At 72.2% G+C, this 20,916-nt stretch carries 19 protein-coding genes; 13 read left to right on the forward strand and 6 right to left on the reverse strand.

What is annotated here, in order from left to right; genetic code table 11:
- Positions 1–178: 178 nt before the first annotated feature.
- Both AB0I72_RS18765 and AB0I72_RS18770 read right to left on the reverse strand, forming a co-directional pair.
- Positions 179–436, reverse strand: a complete 258-nt coding sequence (locus tag AB0I72_RS18765) for a DUF397 domain-containing protein (protein WP_358569993.1) — start codon at positions 434–436, stop codon at positions 179–181.
- Positions 433–1,239: a helix-turn-helix transcriptional regulator gene (locus AB0I72_RS18770; RefSeq protein WP_358569996.1), complete on the reverse strand. Its 807-nt coding sequence runs from the start codon at positions 1,237–1,239 to the stop codon at positions 433–435. Before AB0I72_RS18770 ends, AB0I72_RS18765 begins: the two co-directional genes overlap by 4 nt.
- A 216-nt stretch (positions 1,240–1,455) precedes the next feature.
- Here AB0I72_RS18770 and AB0I72_RS18775 point away from each other — a divergent pair, with 216 nt between their 5' ends.
- The 4 genes from AB0I72_RS18775 (at position 1,456) to AB0I72_RS18790 (ending at position 4,291) form a co-directional block, all read left to right on the forward strand.
- Entirely contained in the window at positions 1,456–1,764 is a 309-nt protein-coding gene (locus AB0I72_RS18775) for a hypothetical protein (protein WP_358569999.1), read from the forward strand.
- A gap of 68 nt (positions 1,765–1,832) precedes the next feature.
- Positions 1,833–2,192 (forward strand): hypothetical protein, encoded by a 360-nt coding sequence (locus AB0I72_RS18780; protein ID WP_358570001.1) that lies wholly within the window; start codon positions 1,833–1,835, stop codon positions 2,190–2,192.
- 10 nt (positions 2,193–2,202) lie between these two features.
- Positions 2,203–2,871: a response regulator transcription factor gene (locus tag AB0I72_RS18785; RefSeq protein ID WP_358570004.1), complete on the forward strand. Its 669-nt coding sequence runs from the start codon at positions 2,203–2,205 to the stop codon at positions 2,869–2,871.
- Positions 2,872–2,875: 4 nt separating this feature from the next.
- Complete coding sequence (locus tag AB0I72_RS18790; protein ID WP_358570007.1) at positions 2,876–4,291, forward strand: HAMP domain-containing sensor histidine kinase; 1,416 nt, start codon at positions 2,876–2,878, stop codon at positions 4,289–4,291.
- 70 nt (positions 4,292–4,361) lie between these two features.
- On the opposite strand, the gene AB0I72_RS18795 is transcribed toward AB0I72_RS18790, so the two are convergent.
- Positions 4,362–5,306 (reverse strand): TAXI family TRAP transporter solute-binding subunit, encoded by a 945-nt coding sequence (locus AB0I72_RS18795; RefSeq protein ID WP_358570010.1) that lies wholly within the window; start codon positions 5,304–5,306, stop codon positions 4,362–4,364.
- Positions 5,307–5,587: 281 nt separating this feature from the next.
- Between AB0I72_RS18795 and AB0I72_RS18800 the strand changes: the two genes are divergently transcribed.
- Positions 5,588–7,198 carry a DASS family sodium-coupled anion symporter gene (locus AB0I72_RS18800; RefSeq protein WP_358570012.1) on the forward strand — a complete coding sequence of 537 codons (1,611 nt, stop codon included), beginning with the start codon at positions 5,588–5,590 and terminating at the stop codon, positions 7,196–7,198.
- Positions 7,199–7,535: 337 nt separating this feature from the next.
- Positions 7,536–8,282 (forward strand): hypothetical protein, encoded by a 747-nt coding sequence (locus tag AB0I72_RS18805; protein WP_358570015.1) that lies wholly within the window; start codon positions 7,536–7,538, stop codon positions 8,280–8,282.
- On the opposite strand, the gene AB0I72_RS18810 is transcribed toward AB0I72_RS18805, so the two are convergent.
- Both AB0I72_RS18810 and AB0I72_RS18815 read right to left on the reverse strand, forming a co-directional pair.
- Positions 8,279–8,854, reverse strand: coding sequence for a TetR/AcrR family transcriptional regulator C-terminal ligand-binding domain-containing protein (locus tag AB0I72_RS18810; protein WP_358570018.1), 576 nt, complete (start codon positions 8,852–8,854; stop codon positions 8,279–8,281). The two genes, AB0I72_RS18805 and AB0I72_RS18810, sit on opposite strands and share 4 nt — an antisense overlap.
- Positions 8,854–9,318, reverse strand: a complete 465-nt coding sequence (locus tag AB0I72_RS18815) for a DUF6463 family protein (RefSeq protein WP_358570021.1) — start codon at positions 9,316–9,318, stop codon at positions 8,854–8,856. Before AB0I72_RS18815 ends, AB0I72_RS18810 begins: the two co-directional genes overlap by 1 nt.
- Positions 9,319–9,518: 200 nt before the next feature.
- On the opposite strand from AB0I72_RS18815, the gene AB0I72_RS18820 reads away from it, so the two are divergent.
- The 5 genes from AB0I72_RS18820 to AB0I72_RS18840 all read left to right on the forward strand — a co-directional run bounded on the left by AB0I72_RS18820 (position 9,519) and on the right by AB0I72_RS18840 (position 16,638).
- Positions 9,519–10,244 carry a GntR family transcriptional regulator gene (locus AB0I72_RS18820; RefSeq protein WP_358570024.1) on the forward strand — a complete coding sequence of 242 codons (726 nt, stop codon included), beginning with the start codon at positions 9,519–9,521 and terminating at the stop codon, positions 10,242–10,244.
- 49 nt (positions 10,245–10,293) lie between these two features.
- Positions 10,294–14,013 (forward strand): urea carboxylase, encoded by a 3,720-nt coding sequence (gene uca / locus AB0I72_RS18825; protein WP_358570027.1) that lies wholly within the window; start codon positions 10,294–10,296, stop codon positions 14,011–14,013.
- Positions 14,013–15,710, forward strand: a complete 1,698-nt coding sequence (gene atzF, locus AB0I72_RS18830) for an allophanate hydrolase (protein ID WP_358570030.1) — start codon at positions 14,013–14,015, stop codon at positions 15,708–15,710. Before uca ends, atzF begins: the two co-directional genes overlap by 1 nt.
- Positions 15,711–15,826: 116 nt before the next feature.
- Entirely contained in the window at positions 15,827–16,156 is a 330-nt protein-coding gene (locus AB0I72_RS18835) for a hypothetical protein (RefSeq protein ID WP_358570033.1), read from the forward strand.
- A 29-nt stretch (positions 16,157–16,185) separates the two neighbouring features.
- Positions 16,186–16,638: a hypothetical protein gene (locus tag AB0I72_RS18840; protein ID WP_358570036.1), complete on the forward strand. Its 453-nt coding sequence runs from the start codon at positions 16,186–16,188 to the stop codon at positions 16,636–16,638.
- Between the two features lie 94 nt (positions 16,639–16,732).
- Here AB0I72_RS18840 and nhaA read toward each other — a convergent pair whose 3' ends face one another.
- Positions 16,733–18,007 (reverse strand): Na+/H+ antiporter NhaA, encoded by a 1,275-nt coding sequence (gene nhaA, locus AB0I72_RS18845; protein ID WP_358570039.1) that lies wholly within the window; start codon positions 18,005–18,007, stop codon positions 16,733–16,735.
- A gap of 742 nt (positions 18,008–18,749) precedes the next feature.
- On the opposite strand from nhaA, the gene AB0I72_RS18850 reads away from it, so the two are divergent.
- Positions 18,750–19,637 carry an alpha/beta hydrolase gene (locus AB0I72_RS18850; protein ID WP_358570840.1) on the forward strand — a complete coding sequence of 296 codons (888 nt, stop codon included), beginning with the start codon at positions 18,750–18,752 and terminating at the stop codon, positions 19,635–19,637.
- A 309-nt stretch (positions 19,638–19,946) separates the two neighbouring features.
- Complete coding sequence (locus AB0I72_RS18855; protein ID WP_358570843.1) at positions 19,947–20,897, forward strand: acyl-CoA desaturase; 951 nt, start codon at positions 19,947–19,949, stop codon at positions 20,895–20,897.
- The last annotated feature ends 19 nt before the right edge of the window (positions 20,898–20,916 follow it).

Here is a 20,916-nt window from a genome sequence, read left to right on the forward strand (position 1 = left end):
GAGCCCACACCAACCCGGACAAGATCCTCGCCCTGCACGGCATCACCCGAACCCAGCCCGTATGGATCTGAACCGCGAGAACTCCGGGGCCCTGGTGCCCCCGCCGCGTGCCAGCGGGTCGCGGGCATGGGAAAGGGGCGGCACTCCCGCCGGGATGCGCCGCCCCTGAGATCCGCTGCTAGCCGCGCTGCCTGAGGGTGTCGAGCAGGGCGGTCCACTCCCCGCCGGGGAAGCAGAGGGAGCCGAGGTCACGGTTCTGGGTGTCGCGTACGGCGATAGTCGAGACCGCCAGGACGCCGCGAGCCTCCACACATTCGCCGCCCTTGCCGTTGCTGTAGCTGGACTTGGTCCACCCGTCCATGATGCAGCGCGCTTCCACGCAGTTGCCGCCTTCTCGGTTGCTATAGCTGGACTTGGCCCAGTGCTCGCTCATCATGGGACTTCTCCTCGAATCTCTGCCATCCGTGCTCGGGAGTCGGGGACAGTGAGCGCGGCTCCCTGAAGTTCGCCGAACAGCCGCTTGTAGGACTGAACGAGCCGGGGCTCCTTGATGGTCAACCCTGTCGCATGACCCTCGATGTAGGCGAGCTCCTCACCGCCGGAAACGGTCATCAGCTTAAAGGACCCCTCCAGACCAAGGTGTCCCTCAGCCATCATTGGCACCACCTGGATGGTGACGCGTGGTCGGTAGGAGAGCGTGATCAGGCGGTTGATCTGCGCGCGCATCACTGCGGGGTCGCTGAACGTACGCATGATGGTGCTCTCGTCCAGAAGAACAGTGAGGACGGGAGGGTGTGGGCGATCCAGGATCTCCTGCCGCCGCATACGTGTCAGCACCATCGCATCAACCTCTTTGGGAGTGGCGAACGGCGAGCCCAACTGGGTGAAGGTTCGGGCGTAGCACTCCGTCTGGACCAGGCCCGGGATGAGCCCCAAGCCGTATTCGCGGATCTCCGGGGCGTTCAGCTCGCGCTCCGCGATCTCCTTGAAGTAGTTGATCGTCCCGTTCGGAGAGAAGTACGCGTCCCAGGAGTTGACGAGGACCCCACGAGCGATAAGCGCGGCGTCCAGACGCGCGACATAGTCACGAGTCGTCCCTTTCGCCCCGGTCTCCAGTTCGCTCACCGCGCTCTGTGATACCGCCGCCGCTCTGGCCAGCTCCTGCTGCGTCATCCCAGCTCGGTTGCGGTACTTGCGTAGCAGGGCGCCGAATCGGAGCTTCGCGGGGTCGGTCTTCATCGCTGCCTCACCGCTGGTATCGCAGGGGAATCGAATCTCATCGCGAGCCATTCGAATGAGATCGACTTGCTCGATAACCCTAGACCCATGGTCTGAAGTGTTGGCAGGCTTCCTGAAAACAACGGTATGACCTGCACGAACGGAATCCCTCGTGCATTCACGCATATCCCCGAAAGTGGGACGCAAGGGAGCACGGTGAACACGGTGGCCTGGCACGTGAGCGATGACTATGAGCAGTATCGCGCCGCCGAACGGCTGCACGAACGACACCGCCGCCTGTGGTGGGTCATGTGGGCTCCCGGGGCACGCCGGTACTTCGCCTTCTACCAGGGCGACGCCGACGTCGAACCCATCCACGCCACATCGCCGGAGGACCTGGACCAGCAGATCCGACGTGCGCAGTCGGCCATCGCCCGCACGCACCCCGCGTCCTACTGGCGCTGTCCGGTCGCCGGATGCGCCTGGACCTCCGTCAACCCCATGTTCCACAGCCCGTGCCCGTTGACCCCCGCGGCACGGAACTGACCCGTCGCATCAGACTTCCGCCGCCGCCTCCTCCGAGAGCCCCCGGCCACAGACCCAGGAAGCCGCCCATGCCCCCGCACGCACAGGCCGACCGCCCGCCCCTGCCCCACCGCCACCGCGCGCGGATCGACCTGACGCCCCCGGCCCGCACGCCGCTCCCCGACCCCGACTGGGACCCCATGCCCGACGACGACGGCCCGCGCGAGCTCACCCGGGCGGTACGGGCGTTGATCGAGCGCCGCCCGGACGTCGCCCAGGTGTCCGGCGACCCCTTCCCGATCTCCGACGCCGTGGCGTCCCTGGCGGAGGTGCACCGCCTCGCCCTGAGCATCGGCGCGACCGAGGAGGCCGCCGACATCCACCGGCTGATCGACTCCCTCCGCGCCCTGCCCGGCCTGTTCGGACACGACGCCGCCGCCAGCGCCTAACATCCAGGACATGCGCATACTCGTGGTCGAGGACGACGACCGGGTCGCGCGCGGACTGGTCACCGCGCTGCGATCGGCCTCCTTCGACGTCCAGCGGGTCGCCACGGCCGAACGCGCTCTGTCGGCCGCGCCCGCCGACGTCGTCCTGCTCGACCTCGGCCTCCCCGACGCCGACGGCATCGACCTCCTCCGCCGCCTGAGGCAGCGCCCGCAGACGGCCATCATCGCCGTGACCGCCCGGGGCGAGGAGCGCGAACGGGTCCGCGGCCTGCGGGCGGGCGCGGACGACTACGTGGTCAAGCCCTTCGGCGTCGCCGAACTCCTCGCCCGCATCGACGCCGTCCTGCGCCGCACCCGGGTCGCGCGCGCCGAGGCGACGGACACCGAACCGGCCGTCGACGTCGGCCCGCTGACCCTGGACCCGGGCACCCGCGAGGCCCGCATGGGCGATCGCGAGCTGCACCTCACCCGCAAGGAGTTCGACATCCTCGCCCTGCTGGCGTCGCGCTCCCCGTCGGTCGTCGCCCGCGACCAGATCCTCGACCAGGTCTGGGGCGCGTCCTGGGAGGCGTCGTCGCGCACGTTGGACACCCACATCGCCTCGCTGCGCGCCAAACTCGGCTCGGCGGTGCGCATCCGCACCGTGCGGGGCGTCGGCTACCTGCTCGACCAGGCGTGACACCGTGTTCCGCCGCCTGATCACCCTGCTCCTCCCGGCCGTGTTCGTCCTGGTCGCGGCGGTCGCCGTGCCCATCGGCGGCGTGATCGCCCAGCAGCGCACCCAGCACGTGTACGTCGACCTCCTGGCGGACGCGGGCCGGTTCGCCGCCCTGGCCAGGACGGCGCTGGAGACCGACCGGCGCGACGCCCTCGCCCAGGAGATGGCCCGCTACGAGTACCTGTACGGCGTCCCGGTCGCGATCGTCGCCCCGGACGGACAGGTGGTCGGCGGTTCGGGCAGTGTCGAGCGCCTGGAGGACGTGATCGCGGGCGTGACCACGCGGACGGGCATCACCGCCGCCATGGCGGGCGCGCGCCCGGAGCCGCCCGGCGCGGTCTGGCCGTGGACGAGCGAACCGATGGTCGTCGCCGAACCCATCGGCCGGGACAGCGAGGTCGTCGGCGTGGTCGTCCTGGTCGCGCCGTCGGAGCGGCTGGCCTCGGACGTGCTCACCGCGTGGGGCTGGATCGCCCTGGCCAGCCTGGTGCCGCTGGCGCTGCTGACCGCCTCGGTGCTGCCGCTGTCCCGGTGGGTGCTGCGCCCGATCCGCCGCCTCGACGCCGCCACCACCGCGATGGCCTCGGGCGACCTCGACGTCCACGTCGACGCCGCGGGCGGCCCGCCCGAGCTGCGGCGGCTGACGGAGTCGTTCAACACGATGGTGGAGGTGGTGCGGCGTGCTCTGGACCGACAGCGCGTGTTCGTCTCCGAGGCCTCCCACCAGCTGCGCAACCCCCTGGCGAGCCTGCGGCTGGCGGTGGAGAACCTCGCTCCGCACCTGAGCGGCCCCGAGGCGCGTGAGGCGCACGAGGTCGCGATCGACGAGGCCACGCACATGCACCGCATGCTGAACTCGCTGCTGGCCGCCACCCGTCTGGAGAGCGTGACGGGAACGGAGACGGTCGAGCTGGCGGAGGTGCTGGGCACGCGCGTGGACCGGTGGCGGGCGCTGTGCGAGGCACGTGGGTTCGCCCTGGTCACGGACGTGCCGGAGGGGATGTGGGTGCAGGCTCCGGCGGGCGGTCTGGGCAGCATCCTGGACGAGCTGGTCAGCAACGCGCTCCGGCTGTCGGGGGGAACGCGGATCGAGGTGCGGGCCGAGGCCGAGCGCGCCGGGACCGGGAAGGGGGACCGGGTGCGGATCGGGGTGTTCGACGACGGCGTCGGACTGACGGAGGAGGAGCGGCGGTCGGCCGTGGACCGGTTCTGGCGGTCGTCGCGGCACCAGAACGTGGAGGGCACCGGGATGGGGCTGGCGATCGTCGCCGACCTGGCCCGGGAGGCGGGCGGGGAACTCCTGCTGGAGGAGGGTCTGACGGCGGGGGACCGGCCCGGCTTCGGCGCGGTGCTCGCGCTTCCGGCGGCGTCGCCGGAGTAGCGTCCGTCCGGACCGGAGCCCGTGCGCGGGACGATCGAGCCCAACGCGGCGGTGACGGGCCCGCGCGCGGTCAGATCGGCTTGTTGTCGCGGAACCAGCGCTCGGCCCCCGGGTGCAGGGGGACGTCCCCGGTCGAGATCCCGGTACGAACGTTGATCTGGGCCGCCTCCGGGCGGGTGGCCGTCAGCCGTGCGGAGCGGGTGAACAGGGTGTCGGTGACCAGGTAGGCGAGATCCTCGTCGAGGTCGTTCCGGCACAGGAGCAGGTTGGGGATGGACACGGTCGGCGTCGTGGGCACGCCCTCGTAGGTGGTGGCGGGGATCGAGGCGGGGAAGTACGCCTCGGGGTCGATGGCGGCCAGGACGTCGGCGGCTTCGCTCAGATCGATCAGGCGCACGGTGCGGCGCAGCGCCAGGCTCGCGATGGCCGGGGTCGGGATCCCGGTCAGCGAGAGCATCGCGTCGAGCTCGCCCCGGCTCAGCAGGTCGGCGGAGTCGGCCTGGTTCAGCAGGGCGGCGTCCATGGTCAGCCCGTAGGCCTCGGCGAGCCGCGTGGTCGTGAACTCGGTGCCGGAGTCGGGGGCGCCGAGCGACACGCGCAGCCCCTCCAGGTCGGCGAGTTCCCGCACCGGTGAGTCCGCCATGACCAGCAGGTGCAGGAAACTGTCGTAGACGCGGCCGATCGCGGACAGGTCCTCGTCCTCGGTCATCTCCTCCGCCGTCACCAGGTCCAGACTGGCCAGCCCCAGCTGAGCCTGACCGGACGCGAGCAGCCGCAGGTTGTCCAGGGAGGCGCCGCTCTCCACGGACCTGACGTCGGTCTCCGGCATCCGCTCGCCCAGGACCTCGGCGAACGCCCCGCCGATCTCCCGGAACACCGCGCCGGGCGGCCCGGTCGCGATCACCAGCTCCGGAGGTGCGGGCACGCCCCCGCGCCCACACGCGGTGAGCCCGCCGACGGCGGCGGCCGCCGCGCCGACCAGCACGCTCCGCCGGTCCGGTCCTCTCACTCGCATATCCGCAGCCTAGACGCAGCGGAGCAACGAGCGGGGCGGGCACACGTCAGCGCCCCGGTGACGACGTGTGCGCGATCGGGTGCCCAGAGTGCCGCAATGTCAGGGGAATCCCAACTCTCCCCCACGTGGATTGCAGGTCACCCACCCACGTGACCACCATCACTGCATCAGGTTCGTGACATCACGGGGAAACCTCCGGGCCACAACGCCGTCGCTCCAGGTTTCGCCCGGCGGGTGCACAGCACCGACAGCCACACCCCCACCCGCACAGGAGGAACACCATGGCCACCGACGACCCCGGTGTCGGCGCACGCGTCAGCGTGCCCTTCCCCAAGGAATCCGCTCCCCAGGGCTCCGTCTCCCCAGACAAGGACCGCGCCAGCGGCAACCGCGACGTCAACCCCCTTCCGCGCAGGATCGGGCTGGTCCTCGGTCCGGTGCTCGGACTGCTGACCTACTTCCTGCTGCCCGACATGCCGTTGCCGCTGCCCGACGGAGCGGGCATGGGCGACCTCGCGGTCAACGGCCGGATGGTCGCGGCCATCACCGTGTTCATCGCGACCTGGTGGGCGACCGAGGCCATCCCGATCCCCGTCACCTCGCTGCTGCCCCTGGTGGCCTTCCCGATCCTCGTCGACGGTGCGGCCGTGGGCGACGTCGCGCCGTCCTACGGCTCTCCGACCATCTTCCTGTTCATGGGCGGGTTCATGCTGGCCCTGGCCATGCAGCGGTGGAACCTGCACAAGCGCATCGCGCTCACCATCGTGTCCAAGGTCGGCTCCAACACCGTCGGACTCATCGGCGGGTTCATGGTGGCGACCGCGTTCATCTCGATGTGGGTCTCCAACACGGCCACGACCGTGATGATGCTGCCGGTCGGTCTGTCGGTCATCGCCCTGATCACGCAGTTCCGGGGCGGGAGAACGGACGCGAACTTCGCGACCGCGCTCATGCTCGGCATCGCCTACGCCGCCTCGATCGGCTCCGTCGCCACGCTGATCGGCACCCCGCCCAACGTGCTGATGGTCGCGTACCTGTCCGAGTTCCACGACATCACCATCGGGTTCGGCCAGTGGATGATGGTCGGCCTCCCGATCGCCGCCGCCTTCCTCTTCCTCGCCTGGATCCTGCTGGCCCGGCTGATCTTCCGGCCCGGCGTCAAGCGCGTGGAGGGCGCCCAGGACCTGATCCGCGAGGAGCTGCGCGCGATGGGTCCCGTCTCGCGGCCGGAGAAGCTGGTCCTGGCCGTGTTCGTCACGGCGGCGCTGGCCTGGATCTTCGTGCCGATGCTGGCCAAGAACGAGGTCGTCGGCGGCGCGCTGCCGTGGCTCGGCAGCATCACCGACCCGGTCGTCGCCATGGCCGTGGCGATCGCGCTCTTCCTCATCCCGGCCGACCGGACCACGCGACTGCTGGACTGGGACACCGCGGTCAAGCTGCCGTGGGGCATCCTGCTGCTGTTCGGCGGCGGTATCGCGATCTCCGGCCAGTTCACCGCGTCCGGCCTGAGCGCGTGGATCGGCGGTCAGGTCTCCGCGCTCGGCGGGGTGCCGATCTGGGTGCTCGTCCTGTGCGTGACCGCGATCGTGCTCATGCTCACCGAGCTCACGAGCAACACCGCCACCACGTCGACCTTCCTGCCCGTCCTCGGCGGTGTCGCCACCGGACTCGACGTCGACGTCCTCGTCCTGGTGGTCCCGGCGGTCCTGGCCGCGTCGATGGCGTTCATGCTGCCGGTCGCCACACCGCCCAACGCCATCGCCTTCGGGTCGGGCTACGTGAACATCAACCAGATGATGCGCGGCGGCGTGCTCCTCAACCTCGCGGCGCTCTTCATCATCCTGCTGGGGATGTACGCGCTCGCCGGGTGGGCGCTGGGGATCCCGCTGTAGGGGCGTTCGAAGCTCTCTCCCCAAGGGGTCGGGCGCGCGTCCCGGGGTGATCCGCCCCACCGGATCACCCAGTCCGCCGGGACGCCCCGGCCCGAGGGGCGGCCTGGTCCGACGGCACCCCCCTCCCTACTCCCGGACCGTCCGGACCAGGCCGCCCACTCCCAGGGCCGTGCACGGCGACCACCGTGCACGGCCCCTTCGTGTGCGCGCCGCGGCTGGGCCACGGTCGCCGTGTGAGCGCGGTCGCCCGGGGCCGTGCAACGCGGGAGCACGGGAATCCGTCTGAGGGGGAGCGGGGCGGTGCGCCGCCGAACTTCGCGAATTGGACAATAAGGACATGACCCACCGGCTCCTGCGCAACGGCCTCACGAGCTTCCTCACGCTGCTGCTCGGTCTCGGGATCGTCGCGCTGCCCACCCTCGCGGTCGCCGCCGTCGCCCCGGACGGCACCGTCGACCTGGAGGCCTACCGGGCGGCGGAGCCGTGCCCGTCGGCTCCGACCGGTCCCTCCGACTGCCTGTGGGCGGAGGAGTTCACCGTGACCGACGTCCACCTGGACGACCGCGGCACCAGGAGCCCGTCGTACACCACGGTCCTGACGGACGCGAGCGGCGGCACGTGGGAGTCCTCCTACGGCGACCGGGGCCCCGTCGTCCACCGGCTCGACGTGGGAGACCGGGTCACCGGTACCGTCTGGCGCGGCGAGCTGACCGAGATCGCGTTCGGGGACGAGATCCAGGAGAGCAGGGACGCCCCGGCCGACATGCGCACGCGGGTCCTCATCGGCGCGCTGGTGACCGTCCCCACCGGCCTCCTCCTGGCGGCCACGGGCCTGTGGCGGCTGGCCCGCCTCCACGAACCCGAGCCGACCGACGGGATGGGCGCGACGCTGAGCCTCTCCGTCACGGTGTTCTTCCTCGGGCTGTTCTCCCTGGTCCTGGTGAGCGGCCTGGGCGAGAACCTCTGGGCGGTGCTGGCCGTCTGGCTGCCGCTCACCGCGTTGGCGGCGTTCGGGTTCCGCCTCTCCGTCACCCACAAGCGCGCCAAGGCGGCCGAGGGCGCGGAGGGATCCGCGGCCCCCTAGGACGGGGTGTGCCGCAGCGCGGCCTCCACGCGGACGACCAGGTCGCGGGCGAAGGACTCCCGCTCCTGGCGTCGGAAGATGTACAGCCACGCGAACACCGGCCCGAGGATCAGTGAGTGGGCCAGGTCGCGCTCCGGCGGCGCCTCGATCTCGCCTCGCGCCACCGCCCGGTCCAGGGCGGCCCCGACACACGCCCGCTCCCGGGCGAGGAAGGTCTCCTCGAACCGGTCGGCCAGGGCCGGATCGCTCAGGAAGTCCGAGATGAGACCGGGGGCGGCGGCCCGGGCGGTCGGGGTGCTCAGCGAGTCCAGGATCTCCCAGACGAGCGCGGTCAGGTCGGCGGTGAGCGACCCCCCGTCGGGCGGCGGCTCCAGGTCCACGCCGTGGACGGCGGCGGCGAAGACCAGCTCGTGCTTGGAGGCGTACCGGCGGTAGATGGCCGCCTTGCCCACCCCGGCCGCCGCCGCGACGGCGTCCACCGTGAGCCGGGAGTAGCCCTGCTCGGCGAGCACCTCCCTGGTCGCGGCCAGGATGGCCTGGTCGACCCTTGCGTCCCTGGGGCGTCCCACCATCAGAGCGCCGCCTCCGCCCGCCCGGGTCCGTCGCCCGCCCGGGCCGCGCGCCTCGCCTTGACGATCAACAGGACGGCGGGAATCCAGAGCAGGGGGAAGGGCGAGGGGAACATCGCGCCGGCCACCGTGCACCAGACGCCGAGCGTCCACGCGACGAAGGTCGGAGGGACGATCGCCCGCAGCCCCATCCACCGGATCACCAGGCCCAGCGTGGCCAGCGGCACCCCGAAGGAGCCGACGGTCAGCCAGAACGCCCCCAGCGACGGGGGCGGCGCGGCCAGGCTCCCGCCGACGGCCCACAGCGTGCCGGTGAACCAGCCGGGGACGTGGGTCGTGGTCAGGAGGAGGCCGATCACGGTGTGGGCGACACCGAGGACCGTGACACACCATCCGGCGATCACGACCGGGCGCAGCGGAGCGGCGGTGCCGAGAGCGGCGGCGCCCTCGGAGCTCGTGGAGGTCATGACGACTCCTTTGTGGAACGATCAGTTTCGGAACTATTCGTCTCGTAATATGCCATGCCCCGGGAAGGACCCCCACCCGACCCCCCCTCAACCGCGACCGCCCCGCCCGACCAGGCGTGAAACACGGCGAAACGCGGGGAAACGCAGGCTTCACGGAGCGACAGGGCCCCCGAAACACGGCCTTCCTACCGTCGGGCCCCATGGACACACCGATGTATACACGGCCCGACCAGGAGACCGGCGGCACGGCCACCTCGCGTCGGGACCGGGTCTACGCCCTCATGCGCGAGGAGGTCCTGAGCGGGCGGATCGCCCCCCACACCCGCCTGGGCGAGGTCCGCCTCGCCGAACGCTTCGGCGTCTCCCGAACCCCCGTCCGCGAGGCCCTCGCCCGCCTGCACTCGGACGGCCTCGTCGAGCGGCGCGAGAACGGCTTCTACGCCACCGTCCCCAACCTCGCCGAACTCCGCGACCTCTACGAACTCCGGGTCACCCTCGAACTGCGCGGCATCGCCCGTGCCATCGAGGACCCCACCGTCGTGCACGACCCCGAGATCCTCACCGCCGAGCTGGAGCGCTGGGAGAAGCTGCGCGCCGATCCCCCCGCCCCCGACCCCTCGTTCGTCCTCCGCGACGAGGAGTACCACGCCGCCCTCTCCCAGGCCTCCGGCAACCGCGCCCTCACCGAGTCCCTCGTCTCCGTCAACCAGCGCATCCGCCGCGTGCGCATGTACGACTTCCTCACCGAGGACCGGATCACCTCCACCATCACCGAGCACATCCAGATCGTCGAGCACCTCATCGCCCGCGAACTGGACTCCGCCTACCGCGCCATGCACGACCACGTGGGCGCCTCCATGGAGGTCGTCCTCGAACGCGCCCAGCGCGCCCTGACCCAGATGGCGCTCCACTCCGACATCCTGTGACCGCGAACCTCCCCCTGGCGCTCTGACCTGGGAGAGAAGGAGAAACAGCGTGTTCGACTCCGTGCTCGTCGCCAACCGCGGCGAGATCGCCTGCCGCATCATCCGCTCCGCCGCGTCCCTCGGCCTGCGCACCGTCGCCGTCTACTCCGACGCCGACGCGGGCGCCCCGCACACCCGGCTCGCGGACGAGGCCGTCCGCCTCGGCCCCGCCTCCGCCGCCGAGAGCTACCTCGACATCGACCGCGTCCTGGCCGCGGCCGCCGCCACCGGCGCCGGGGCCGTCCACCCCGGCTACGGATTCCTCTCCGAGAGCGCCGCCTTCGCCCACGCCGTCGAGGACGCGGGACTGGTGTTCGTCGGCCCCGAGGCCCGCCACCTGGAGGAGTTCGGCGACAAGCACACCGCGCGCAAGGCCGCCGCCGCGGCCGGGCTGCCCATGGTCGCGGGCAGCGACCCCCTCGGCGACGCCGACGAGGCCGTCGGGGCCGCCGCGCGCATCGGCTACCCCGTGATCCTCAAGTCGACCTCCGGCGGCGGTGGGATCGGGCTGCGCCCCTGCCACGACGAGGCCGCGTTGCGCGCCGCGTTCGACCAGGTCAGCCGGATGGCGCAGACGCACTTCGGCGGGGGAGGGGTGTTCGTCGAACGCTTCGTCTCCCGCGCCCGCCACATCGAGGTGCAGGTCTTCGGCGACGGCCGGGGCCGCGTCGTCACCCTCGGGGACCGGGACTGCTCCCTCCAGCGCCGCAACCAGAAGGTCGTCGAGGAGGCGCCCGCCCCCGGTCTGCCCGACGCCCTGCGCGCCGAACTCCACCGCACCGCCCGCGCCCTGTGCGCCGGTGTGTCCTACCGCAGCGCGGGGACGGTGGAGTTCGTCTACGACGTCGAGCGCGGTGCGGCCTCCTTCCTGGAGGTCAACACCCGGCTCCAGGTCGAACACCCGGTCACCGAGGAGATCACCGGCGTCGACCTCGTCGCCTGGATGCTGCGCCTGGCCCGGGGCGAGGACGTCCTCGCCGACGTTCCCCCCGAGGGGCCCGACCGCACCGGCCACGCCGTCGAGGCCCGCGTCTACGCCGAGGACCCCGCGCACGACTTCCGCCCCAGCTCCGGCCTGCTCACCCGGGTCGAGGTTCCCGCGGGGGTGCGCGTCGACGGCTGGGTCGAGACCGGCCAGCGTGTCACCAGCGACTACGACCCCATGCTCGCCAAGGTCATCGTCCGGGGCGAGGACCGGGCCGACGCCCTCGACCGGCTCGGCCGAGCCCTGGCCGAGGTGCGGATCGACGGCCTCCAGACCAACCTCGGCCTCCTGCGCGCCCTCGCCGACCACCCGCGGGTGCGCGCCGTCGACCACACCACGGCCACCTGCGGGACGGTCGGCGACCCGGAACCGCGCATCGAGGTCGAGCGCGCCGGAACGCTCACCACCGTGCAGGACTGGCCCGGTCGAGTCGGGTACTGGCAGGTGGGCGTGCCGCCGTCGGGGGCGATGGACGACCTGTCGCTGCGGCTGGGCAACACCGCCCTGGGCAACCCCGAGGGGGCGCCCGGCCTGGAGTGCACGATCGAGGGACCCGCGCTCCGGTTCAGCGCCGCCGCGACCGTGTGCGTCACCGGAGCCCCCGCCGAGGTCACGGTCGACGGCGAGCCGGTGCCGCAGTGGGAGCCGGTCGGGGTCCCGGCGGGCGGCGTGCTCGACGTCGGGGTCGCGCGCGGACCCGGCATGCGCACCTACGTGCTGGTCCGCGGCGGGTTGGACGTGCCCGACTACCTGGGCAGCGCGGCCACGTTCACCGCCGGGGAGTACGGCGGCCACAGCGGACGCGCGCTACGGCTGGGGGACGTGCTCCGGCCGAAGGCTCCGGCCCACGGGCGCCCCGAGGGCGCCGTGCCCATCACGTCGGGTACATCCGCCACACCCGCGACGGCTGGCATGCTCTCTGCCCCGGCCGCGTCAGGCACCCCGGTCACCCCGGTCACACCGCGACCCGTCCCGGAGGCGGACCGCCCGGACTTCTCCGCCCCGGCGGAGGCGGGCGAGGGCACCTCGTCCCACTGGGACATCGAGGTCTCCGAGGGGCCGCACGCCGCCCCCGAGTTCCTCACCCGCGAGGGCCTCGCCGACTTCTACACCACCGCCTGGAAGGTGCACCCCCAGTCCGCCCGCAACGGCGTCCGCCTCTCCGGACCCAAGCAGGGCTGGGCCCGACCCGACGGCGGCCAGGCCGGTCTGCACCCGTCCAACGTGCACGACACCGCCTACTCCGTCGGCGCCGTCAACCTCTCCGGCGACACCCCCGTGCTGCTGGGACCGGACGGCCCGAGCCTCGGCGGGTTCGTCTGCCCCGTCACCGTGGTCACCGGCTCCCGGTGGAAGGTCGGCCAGCTCCGCCCCGGTGACACCGTGCGCTTCCACCCCGTGACCGAGGCCGCGGCCGAGAAGCTGCACGACGTTCCCACGGCCGCGCCGCTCCTGCGCGCGACCGGCTCCGACGGCGACGACGGGGTGCTCGCGCGGCTGCCCGCCACCGACGGGGCCCCCGAGGTCACCTACCGCCGCGGCGGCCACGACAACATCCTGGTCGAGTACGGGCCGATGGTGCTGGACCTGGGCCTGCGCATGCGCGTCCACGCCCTCATGGCCGCGCTCGACGAGGCGGCCCCGCGCGGCATCGTCGACACCACACCGGGTGTGCGCTCGCTGCACCTGCACACCGACCCCGGGGTGCTGCCGCTGCGCACCCTGCTCGACCTCCTCCAGGAGATCGAGGGCCAGCTGCCGCCCACCTCGCGGCTGCGGGTGCCGAGCCGGACCCTGCGCCTGCCGATGTCCTTCGACGACCCGTCGATCCACGAGGCGATCAGCCGCTACCGGACCGGTGTGCGCGACGACGCCCCCTGGAACCCCGACAACATCGAGTTCATCCGCCGCATCAACGGCCTCGACACCGTCGACCAGGTGCGCGACATCGTCTTCGACGCCTCCTACCTGGTCCTGGGGCTGGGCGACGTCTACCTGGGCGCGCCCGCCGCCACCCCGCTCGACCCGCGCCACCGGCTGGTCACCACCAAGTACAGCCCGGCGCGCACCTGGACCCCGGAGGCCGGGGTCGGCATCGGCGGGGCCTACCTGTGCGTGTACGGGATGGAGAGCCCCGGCGGCTACCAGCTCATCGGCCGGACGGTGCCGATCTGGTCGGGGCTGCGCCAGTACGGCCCCTTCGAGCCCGGAACCCCGTGGCTGCTGCGGTTCTTCGACCGCGTCAGCTGGTACCCGGTCGGGCACGAGGAGCTGCTGGACATCCGGGCCGACCTGCTCGCCGGACGGCACGAGCTGGAGATCGCCGACGGTGAGTTCGTCCTCGCCGACCACGAGCGCTTCCTCGCCGACCACGCCGACTCCGTCCGCGCCTTCCGCGACCGCCAGGCGGCGGCCTTCGAGGCCGAGCGCCAGGCGTGGGAGGCGGCGGGCGAGTTCGAGGACCGGCCCGAACCGGAGCCCGCGGCCGACCCCGACCGGGTCGACCCGCCGCCCGGCGCCGCCCTGGTCGAGTCCCCGCTGTCCGCGTCCGTCTGGAAGGTCGACGTCCGCCCCGGCGACACGGTCGAGGAGGGGCAGCCGATCGTCCGGCTGGAGGCGATGAAGCTGGAGGTCGTGGTCCGGGCGCCCCGCGCGGGTACGGTCTCCGACATCCTGGTCGCACCGGGGCAGCACCTCGACCCGGGGCGCGCCATGGCCGTCATCACGCAAGGAGGAGCCTCCTGATGCCCACCCCCACCGCACGCGTCCACGACGCCTACCGGAGGATCGCCGAGGCTGGTCGGCCCGAGGTCTGGATCACCCTGCGCCCCGAAGCGGACCTGCTGGTGGAGGCGAAGGCGGTCGAGGACCGGCTCTCGGCCGGGGAGGACCTGCCGCTGGCGGGGACGGTCGTCGCGGTCAAGGACAACATCGACGTGGCGGGGCTGCCGACCACGGCGGCCTGCCCGGAGTTCGCGTACACCCCGGAGGCGAGCGCGACCGCCGTCCAGCGGCTGGTGGAGGCGGGCGCGCTCGTGCTCGGCAAGACCAACCTGGACCAGTTCGCCACGGGGCTGGTCGGCACGCGCAGCCCGTACGGGGCGGTGCGCAACGCGTTCGACCCGGAGCGGATCTCCGGCGGATCGAGTTCGGGGTCGGCGGTCGCGGTCGCGCTGGGGATCGCGGACGTCGCCCTCGGCACCGACACGGCCGGGTCGGGGCGGGTCCCGGCGGCGCTGCACGGGATCGTCGGGATCAAGCCGACGCTCGGCCTCGTGCCCGCGACCGGCGTGGTGCCGGCGGCCAGGCCCTACGACTGCGTCACCGTGTTCGCCCGCGACCTGGCGACGGGAACGGCCGCGCTGAGGGTGATGACCGGACCCGACGCGGGCGACCCGTACAGCCGCGACTGGCCGTCCGACGTGCGCCTCGCCCCGCGCGACCCCGCGCGGGTGGGCGTCCCGACCGCTGACGGGATCGCGGTGCTGAGCGACGGCGAACGCTCCGCCTTCGACGCCGCCGCCGACACCCTGCGCGCGGCGGGCGTGGAGGTCGCGGCCGTGGACGTGGCACCCCTGCTGGAGGCGGCACGGCTGCTGTACGACGGCGCGCTGGTCGCCGAACGCTACGCCGCCGTGGGGGACTTCCTGGCGGGCGGGCCGGAGTCGGCCGACCCCACGGTGTCCGGGATCATCCTGGCCGCCGCCGGTCTGCCCGCGCACGCGCTGGCCGCCGACCAGCACCGGCTGGCCGCCTACCGGTCGACCGCCCGCGCACTGCTCGCCGGGTTCGACGCACTGCTGCTACCCACCACGGTCGGCCACCCGACCCTGGCGGAGGTCGCGGCGGACCCGGTCGGGGAGAACTCGCGCCTCGGGACGTACACGAACTTCGTCAACCTGCTGGACCTGGCGGCGGTCGCGGTTCCCGCCGGGACGGCGGACGGGCACGCGTTCGGGGTGACCCTGGTCAGTGACGCCTTCGACGACCAGGCGGGCCTGGACCTGGCGGCGGTGCTGACCGACGACGATCCCGGCGAGGCCTACCCGGAACCGGGCGTGGAACTGGCCGTGTTCGGCGCGCACCTGCGCGGGCAGCCGCTGAACCACCAGCTCACCGACCTGGGGGCGCGGTTCGTCGAGGAGACCCGGACCAGCGCCGACTACCGGCTGTTCGCGCTGGCCACCACGCCGCCCAAACCGGGACTCCAGCGGGTGACCGAGGCCGGGGCCGCGGTGCGCTGCGAGGTCTGGCGGATCTCCCCGGCGGGGCTGGGCGCGTTTCTGGCCGCGCTGCCCGCGCCGATGACGCTGGGGTCGGTCACGCTGGCCGACGGCCGGTCGGTGGTCGGGTTCGGCTGTCAGGCCTCGGCCGTGGAGGGGGCCGAGGACATCAGCCGCCACGGCGGGTGGCTGGCCTACCGGGCGTCCCTGAAGGACTGAGCCGCGCGCGTGCCCCCTCGCGTCGCCGGGCGCGAGGGGGCACGCCTTCGCGGAGAGTGTCGTGACCTGGGCAAGCGGGGATGGACATGGGGTAATACTCGTATTACGCTGTCGGCATGGCCAAGGTGCGCATCAGTATCAGCCTTGATCCGGACGAGGCGGAGCGCGTCAGATCGCACGCGGACCGCGCGGGTATGGACGTGTCGTCCTACCTGGTGAACGCGGCCATCCGCCAGATGGCCGAAACCGACGCGGCGGAGGCGGGGTTCGCGGGCGTCGACGCGTTGATCGCCGACGCCGAGGGACGGGCCGATCAGTACCAGCCCGCCGAAGAGACGGGTGACGACTCCCTGAGCACGGATGAGCGCCGCGCGGTCGACGAGGCGATGCACCTGGTCTACGGGAGCGGTGAAGCCCACGCCCGGAAGCGGGGCGAGGTCGCGTGAGCACCCGTGTGCCCGTCTATGACACGGGCATGCTCATCGCACTCGCGGCACGCAAGCCCACGGCGGTCCAGATGCATCGGGGGCTGCTGCGGGCCTCGCACCGACCCGTGGTCCCCGGTCCCGTGCTGGCCCAGGAGTGGCGTCCGGATCCGGCGACGGTGCATGCCATGAGTGCGGTCCTGAAGGAGTGCACGGTACCCCAGGCCCGCTCGTCTCCGGCCGCGCTGCGTCCCACGAGCGCGGGACAGGCGGAGTGCATCGCGTGTGCGACCCCTCCCGACGTCACCGACTGGCGGCGTGTCGGCGCGGTGCTGGGCATGGCGGTCCTTCCGGCGAAGAAGCGTCCGGACGCGGTGGACGCCCTCGTCGCCTGGACGGCCGTGCGGCACCGCAGCGCCGTGGTCTTCACCAGTGATCCCGGCGACATCACCGCCTACGTGGACGCGATCGGCGCCGATGACGTGCACCTGGTCCCGGTATGACGCGACGAACGGCCGACGGCCCCCCGCCCCGGAGGTTCCGGTGCGAGGGGCCGTCCTGTCGTCCGCCGTGCCGTCGTCTGTCAGGGGAGCGGGGTCAGGAGCTCTTCTCCGCCTCCGACGGTGAGACCGCGGCCTGCGCACGGTAGTGCCGATTGCGGGTGCCCAGGATGACCACGGCGAGCACGGTCGCGATGAGCGACGCGATGAGCACGCCCGACTTGGCGTGGGTGAGGTGTTCGGGCGCACCCGCGAAGGACAGCTCCGTGATGAGCAGGGACACGGTGAAGCCGATCCCCGCGAGCTGCGACATGCCGACGAGGTCGATCCACCGCAGGCTGGGGTTGAGCTCGGCGGCGGTCAGCTTGGTCATGACCCAGGAGCCGCCGACGATGCCGACCACCTTGCCGACCACGAGGCCGAGGATGATGCCGAGCGCGGCGCGGTCGGTGAACACGGCGCCCATGCTGTCGAAGGCGACACCGGCGGAGAAGAAGGCGAAGATCGGCAGCGCCAGACCGGCGGACCAGGGGCGCAGAAGCTGCTCGACGCCGTGGCTCGGGTCGTGGTGCTCACCGGGCTGCTTGGAGGTGCGCATGAGCAGACCCATGGCCACACCGGCGATCGTGGCGTGGACGCCGCTCTCGTGCATGAGGACCCAGATGACCACGGCCAGCGGCACGTAGACGAGCCAGTTCGGGATCGCGGAGGCGTTGAGCTTGGCGGCCAGGCCCCTGCCGCGCTGGAGGTACCAGAAGACCGCGAGGCCGACGCCGGACAGGGCCAGGGAGCCGAAGTGGATCTCGGCGGTGTAGAAGACGGCGATGACGATGACGGCGCCCAGGTCGTCCACGATCGCCAGGGTCAGCAGGAAGGTGCGCAGCGCCGGGGGCAGCCAGCGGCCGACGACGGCGAGGATCGCCACGGCGAAGGCGATGTCCGTGGCCATCGGGATGCCCCAGCCCGACATGGTCTCCGGCGTGGAGAAGTTGACCGCGACGTAGATCGCGGCGGGGATGACCATGCCGCAGATGGCGGCGATGATCGGCAGCATGGCGCGCCGTGGGTTGCGTAGCTCGCCGTTGACGAACTCCTGCTTGAGCTCGTTGCCGACGACGAAGAAGAAGATCGCGAGGAGCCCGTCCGCCGCCCACGTCTCCAGGGTGAGGTTCAGGTGCAGCGACTCGGGTCCGAACCGGATCTCGCGCAGGTGTTCGTAGGCCTCGCCGAACGGCGAGTTGATCCACAGGAGTGCCAGCAGGGCCGCGCCGATGAGGATGAAGCCGCCGACGCTGTCGCTGCGCAGAGTGTCCGCGAACCGGCTGAGCAGGGGGCTCGAGGGAGTGGGGTGCTCGATCGGGTCGATGCTCATGTGCGACGCTCCAGGACGTGACTCGACAGGGACTCGCCGACCAGTCTTCCCGGCACACCTCAGGCGCTCGGCGCCCCGCCCATGTTCACGGACCCTTGGGTGGATGTCCAGCCCAGAGGGCATGTGTCCGCGCTGGACCCGATTCGGTCGGGTGCACGCACGGGCGGTCGTGCCGTCATCGGGAGGGCGGGGAGCGCGGCGGCGGAACCGCCTTCGGTGACTGGGACCAACGGGTTGGTTGGTTGTCGGCCCAGTCGTGTCCCTGCCTGGAGTCCCGGTGACTACACGATGGACATCAGGTCCTGCGATAACAGGCACCAGGCATCATATGTCAACGATTCGGGCGCGCGGCCCGTGGGTTCCTCGGTGACGTCCACCACTGGCGCGCGCTCCCTCGGGGGTGTGCTCGGCGGGATTGCGCCGACGACGGGAACTCCTACCCGAATGCGGCGCTTTGATGTTCGTGTTCCGGACACGAGAAATGTGACGCGTGTCCCATTCGTGCTCCGTGGGTCCGGAGCGGTGGCGGTCGCGGTCGCGATCCCTGGTCACCGGGGGGCCAGGGTTAGCATGGGTGGTCGGGTCGAGCGGCGTGGTCCGCCTCCGTGACCCGGGCGTCAGGGCTGGTGCGGCCGGACGCGACGGGTCTGGCGTGATGCGCGTCACCCGCGTACAGTCCGAAGATGGAGTGCCGGGAAGACTGGTCGGCGTTGAACACCCCTATCTGGAAGCCAGGCGGCTGATGCTCGACTCCCACGTGCGTGGCGCGCACGTCTACCGATCCGAATCCGGTGCGCGGACCGTGCGCACCTGGTGTGAGGACGAGATCTCGCGGTGGACCGGGCTCGTTCCGCTCCCCGTGGTCACCTCCGAACTCGGCACCACGCGGGCGTTCCGCGCCGCGGCGGGGGCGACCGGCACGGGCACCACCGTCGTCGTCCTCAACGGCACCAACTTCAACACCGCCAGCTCCGTCGAGCCGCTGCGCGTCCTGGCCCGGGACCGGGCCGTCATCTCCGTCGACGTCCCCGGTCAGCCCGGCCTCAGCTGCGGCGTCCGCCCCCGGTCGCCGCGCACCGCCGCCTACGGATCCTGGCTGGACGAGGTGCTGCCCCAGCTGACCGACGAGCCGGTGATCGTGCTGGGGCACTCCCTCGGCGCGGCGATCGCCCTGGCGGCCAAACCGTCCGCGCTCACCAAAGCGCTGATGCTCGTGTGTCCCGCGGGGCTCACCGCGGCCGGGCTGACCCCCGAGGTGATGCGCGCGGTCCTGCCGTGGATGATCGGGCCGCGTGACAGCAAGAGCACCCGGCTGCTCAACTCCATGAGCGGACCCGAGCACGTCAGCGCGGGTGTGCACCCGCTGGCCCCGTGGATGACCCTGGTCGCGCGGCACTGCCGGACCAGCCTCGCCCCCGGTCCGCTGACGATGGAGTGCCTGCGGCCGTGGTCGGACGTGCCCCGACTCGTGGCCACGGGCTCCGACGACACCTTCTTCTCCCCGGCCCGGCTGCACGGGCCCGCCCGCCGCCTGCTCGGCACGGACGTGCGCGTGCTGGAGGGCGCCGGGCATCTCGCCCTGCACGAGAGGCCCGAACGCGTCGCCGAACTCCTGCGCGAGCTCGACTGACGGCCCCGGAGCGCGGCGGATCCGTCGGGTGGCACGACCGGGTCCGGGATACCGAGGGGTAGGTGACCCGCCGGTACGAGGTGCCTGGAGGCGGCGGCGCACGGGTGCCCGCACCCCCATGCATCCACCTGTGAGCGCCATGGCGGCGGTCGTCCCTGCCCGCCTAGCGTCGAGGGACACGCGGCACCCGTCACCCCAGGGAGACCTCCCATGCCCCTCACCGGTGCGCGAACCGCTCCGACGCCCGGGAACCCCGGCGGCGGCAGCGACTTCGCCGAACTGTCCAGGCTCATCCAGGCCGCGGGTCTCATGGACCGCACCCCGGTGTACTTCGGGGTGCGGCTGGCGCTCATCGGTCTGGCCTACGCCGGTGCGTGGGCGGTGTTCGTCCTCGTCGGCGACTCGTGGTGGCAGCTCACCACGGCGGTGGCGATGGCGGTGGTGTTCGGTCAGGTCGGCCTGGTCTCCCACGAACTCGCGCACCGCCAGATCCTGCGGAGGCGCGGCCCCAGCGAGTTCGTCGGCCGTATCGTCGGCAACCTCGGCATCGGTCTCGGGTACGGCTGGTGGCAGGACAAGCACACCCGGCACCACGCCAACCCCAACCACGAGGAGCTCGACCCCGACGTCCAACCCGAACTCCTGGTGTGGTCACAGGACCAGGCGCGAGCGGCCCGGGGGATGCCCGCCTTCCTCGGCCGGTGGCAGGCGTTCCTCTTCTACCCGCTCCTCACGCTGGAGGGCCTCAACCTGCACGTGGGCAGCGTGCGCGCGCTGTTCCGGCCCAGCACCAGACATCGCCTCCTGGAGGGCGTCCTGCTCGGTGCCCACTTCGTGCTCTACCTCGCGGTGGTGCTCACCGTGCTGGAGCCGCGCCAGGCGCTGGCGTTCGTCGCGGTCCACCAAGGGCTGTTCGGCGTCTACCTCGGCTGCATCTTCGCCCCCAACCACAAAGGCATGCCCACGCTGAAGAGGGGCGAGAAGCTCGACTTCCTGCGCAAGCAGGTGCTGACCTCGCGCAACGTCCGGGGCGGGTGGTTCACCGACATCGCCCTGGGCGGTCTGAACTACCAGATCGAGCACCACCTGTTCCCGAGCATGCCCAGCCCCCACCTGCGGCGGGCCCAGCCCATCGTGCGCGCGTACTGCGAGCGGATCGGCGTGCCGTACCACGAGACGGGATTCGTGCGCTCGCACGTCGAGGCACTCGTCCACATGCACGCGGCGGGCGCCCCGCTCCGCGAGCGGCGGAGGAGGTGAGGGACCGGGCGCGGTCGTC

The organism is Nocardiopsis sp. NPDC049922 (assembly GCF_040660275.1).
Lineage (GTDB): Bacteria > Actinomycetota > Actinomycetes > Streptosporangiales > Streptosporangiaceae > Nocardiopsis.

Coding starts and splice junctions, on each gene's coding strand:
- AB0I72_RS18805 (WP_358570015.1), top strand. CDS start 7,536: ATGACCCACCGGCTCCTGCGCAACGGCCTCACGAGCTTCCTCACGCTG.
- AB0I72_RS18840 (WP_358570036.1), top strand. CDS start 16,186: ATGCTCATCGCACTCGCGGCACGCAAGCCCACGGCGGTCCAGATGCAT.
- AB0I72_RS18785 (WP_358570004.1), top strand. CDS start 2,203: ATGCGCATACTCGTGGTCGAGGACGACGACCGGGTCGCGCGCGGACTG.
- atzF (WP_358570030.1), top strand. CDS start 14,013: ATGCCCACCCCCACCGCACGCGTCCACGACGCCTACCGGAGGATCGCC.
- AB0I72_RS18795 (WP_358570010.1), bottom strand. CDS start 5,306: ATGCGAGTGAGAGGACCGGACCGGCGGAGCGTGCTGGTCGGCGCGGCG.
- AB0I72_RS18815 (WP_358570021.1), bottom strand. CDS start 9,318: ATGACCTCCACGAGCTCCGAGGGCGCCGCCGCTCTCGGCACCGCCGCT.
- AB0I72_RS18810 (WP_358570018.1), bottom strand. CDS start 8,854: ATGGTGGGACGCCCCAGGGACGCAAGGGTCGACCAGGCCATCCTGGCC.
- AB0I72_RS18855 (WP_358570843.1), top strand. CDS start 19,947: ATGGACCGCACCCCGGTGTACTTCGGGGTGCGGCTGGCGCTCATCGGT.
- AB0I72_RS18780 (WP_358570001.1), top strand. CDS start 1,833: ATGCCCCCGCACGCACAGGCCGACCGCCCGCCCCTGCCCCACCGCCAC.
- AB0I72_RS18835 (WP_358570033.1), top strand. CDS start 15,827: ATGGCCAAGGTGCGCATCAGTATCAGCCTTGATCCGGACGAGGCGGAG.
- AB0I72_RS18765 (WP_358569993.1), bottom strand. CDS start 436: ATGATGAGCGAGCACTGGGCCAAGTCCAGCTATAGCAACCGAGAAGGC.
- AB0I72_RS18850 (WP_358570840.1), top strand. CDS start 18,750: ATGCTCGACTCCCACGTGCGTGGCGCGCACGTCTACCGATCCGAATCC.
- nhaA (WP_358570039.1), bottom strand. CDS start 18,007: ATGAGCATCGACCCGATCGAGCACCCCACTCCCTCGAGCCCCCTGCTC.
- AB0I72_RS18800 (WP_358570012.1), top strand. CDS start 5,588: ATGGCCACCGACGACCCCGGTGTCGGCGCACGCGTCAGCGTGCCCTTC.
- AB0I72_RS18770 (WP_358569996.1), bottom strand. CDS start 1,239: ATGAAGACCGACCCCGCGAAGCTCCGATTCGGCGCCCTGCTACGCAAG.
- AB0I72_RS18820 (WP_358570024.1), top strand. CDS start 9,519: ATGGACACACCGATGTATACACGGCCCGACCAGGAGACCGGCGGCACG.